At 41.8% G+C, this 2,788-nt stretch carries 1 protein-coding gene; it reads right to left on the bottom strand.

Annotated elements, in window-relative coordinates:
* Positions 1-152: 152 nt before the first annotated feature.
* Positions 153-2,417 carry a catalase/peroxidase HPI gene (gene katG, locus QZT73_RS09765; protein WP_291787866.1) on the bottom strand — a complete coding sequence of 755 codons (2,265 nt, stop codon included), beginning with the start codon at positions 2,415-2,417 and terminating at the stop codon, positions 153-155.
* Between the last annotated feature and the right edge of the window lie 371 nt (positions 2,418-2,788).

Genomic DNA, 2,788 nt, shown 5'->3' with positions numbered 1-2,788 from the left:
GATTCAAATCCATACACTATTTAATAATACTGTTTGATCTGGCTTTTTCCAAATTATTTTAAATAAATATTTAGTACTCAATTTGAAACAATAAAAAAGGAGGCTGTCCCTACTTATTAGACAGCCTCCCATTTTACTTAAAAAAAACTTAATTAATTAACCAAATCGAACCTATCCAAATGCATTACTTTTGTCCAAGCAGCTATGAAATCTTTAACAAACTTCTCTTTGTTGTCTTCCTGGGCATATACTTCAGCCAAAGCCCTCAGTTCTGAATGGGACCCGAAGATCAAGTCCGCTCTGGTAGCGGTATACTTCAAGTCACCGGTTTTACGGTCTCTGCCTTCAAACTTATCATTGCTGTCATCAGCTGGCTTCCATTCTGTACGCATATCCAAAAGATTCACGAAGAAGTCATTGGTCAACATGTCTTTCTTGTCAGAGAAGATTCCATGGTTAGAACGATCATAATTGGTATTCAAAGCACGCATACCTCCCAACAATACAGTCATTTCAGGTGCAGTCAAAGTAAGCAATTGTGCCTTATCTACTAGCAGTTCCTCCGTAGATACAGTATATTTTGTTTTAAGGTAGTTACGGAAACCATCTGCCATAGGCTCCAGCAATTTGAAGGATTCTACATCAGTCATTGCTTCACTTGCATCCATTCTGCCAGCTACAAATGGTACTGTTACATTATGGCCTGCATTGGCAGCTGCTTTTTCTACTGCAGCAGAACCGGCAAGTACAATCAGGTCTGCCATGGAGACTTTCTTGGCTCCGGAACGGGCATTGAAATCCTGTTGGATTTTTTCATACACAGCCAACACTTTGTTCAACTGCTCAGGGTTATTCACTTCCCAATTTCTTTGAGGAGCCAACATGATTCTGGCACCATTGGCACCACCTCTTCTATCAGAACCTCTGTAGGTTGAAGCAGAAGCCCAAGCAGTAGAAACCATTTCAGAGATAGAAAGTCCTGAATTCAGAAGCTGTGATTTTAAAGCTGCCAAATCCTGCGCACTTACCAATTCATGGTTAACTGCAGGGATTGGATCTTGCCAAATTAAGTCTTCTGTGGGTGCTTCAGGACCTATATAGGTAGTCCTTGGACCCATATCTCTGTGGGTCAATTTGAACCAAGCTTTCGCAAATGCTTCATTGAAGACATCAGGATTTTCATAAAATTTTCTTGATATCTTTTCATATTCCGGATCAAAGATCATGGAAAGATCCGTAGTCAACATGGTCGGAGCATGTCCTTTTTCAGAATCGAAAGCATCAGGGTACAAAACCTCTGCATTGGTAGCTACCCACTGATAAGCTCCAGCAGGGCTCTTGGTCAATTCCCACTCATGCTCAAACAAACTTTTAAAATATCCCTGACTCCACTCATTGGGTGTCATCGTCCAAATCACCTCCAATCCTGAAGTGATTGCATCAGCACCTTTACCTGATTTATAAGAACTTGTCCAACCAAACCCCTGCTCTTCTATGGGCGCTGCCTCTGGCTCAGGCCCTACATTGTCGGCAGGTCCGGCACCATGGGTTTTACCTAGGGTATGACCTCCAGCAATCAAAGCCACGGTCTCTTCGTCGTTCATTCCCATTCTTCCAAAAGTTTCCCTGATATCATGGGCTGCCAATAAAGGATCTGGGTTTCCATTAGGCCCTTCCGGATTCACATAAATCAATCCCATTTGTACAGCAGCCAAAGGGTTTTCCAAATCACGATCACCTGAATAACGCATGGCATCACTTAGCCACTCCCCTTCAGAACCCCAGTACACATCAATTTCAGGTTCCCATACGTCTTCTCTTCCGCCGGCAAATCCGTAGGTTTCAAAACCGGCAGCTTCCAAAGCCACATTACCTGCCAAAATCATCAAATCGGCCCAAGAAATTTGGTTACCGTATTTCTGCTTGATGGGCCATAGCAACCTTCTGGCTTTGTCCAAGTTGGCATTATCTGGCCAACTGTTTAGAGGGGCAAACCTTTGCTGACCAGCCCTAGAACCTCCACGTCCATCTCCTGTACGGTATGTACCAGCACTGTGCCAAGCCATTCGAATCATCAGACCTCCATAATACCCATGGTCAGCAGGCCACCAGTCCTGTGATTCACTCATCAATTTGGCTAAATCAGCCTTCAATGCTGCATAATCTACGCTTTTAAAAGCCTCAGCATAATCAAAGTCAGGCCCCATAGGGTTAGACAAAGATGAATTTTGGCGCAAAATGCTCAGGTTTAACTGATTGGGCCACCATTCCGAATTGCCGGTGGCACGCATGGCCGTACTGCTTTTTTTAGTAGCTCCTGACCAGCCGTCTACTTGCCCCTCATTGTAGCTTTTTTGTGCATTTGCCTCCCATAAAAAAGCTAAGCACATTAAGCTAAGCAACGCTATTTTTCTCATATACATAATATTTTGTTTTAATTAGTTCATTACATTGAAATACAAACATAATTTTTCCTAATGGTCTTAAGAAATCGATTTTTTCGATAAGGATTTGATAAAATCAATTAGGATAAGAAGTAATCTCATTGATGGGTATTGATGCCAATATCATTCAATAGCCAATCAAAGCATTGAATGAATTGACATCAAACACTTTAAGAAATCTTATGCTAAGAATTCGTATTCCTGTGGTTTGGGAGAAATGCTTTGCGAAGGTAACCCTTTTAAACCATGAAAAATATGATATTTATCACATACCTGCTCAAAACCAAATTGCCAAACAGTGAACCCTTCTACAAAGAAGATGCTCCTCTGATAACCTTAATTTG

Origin of the sequence: Cecembia sp., from assembly GCF_007126775.1 — a bacterium.
Lineage (GTDB): Bacteria > Bacteroidota > Bacteroidia > Cytophagales > Cyclobacteriaceae > Cecembia.
The sequence above is the reverse complement of the archived record's forward strand: the minus strand, read 5'-3'. Positions and strand labels throughout refer to the sequence as shown.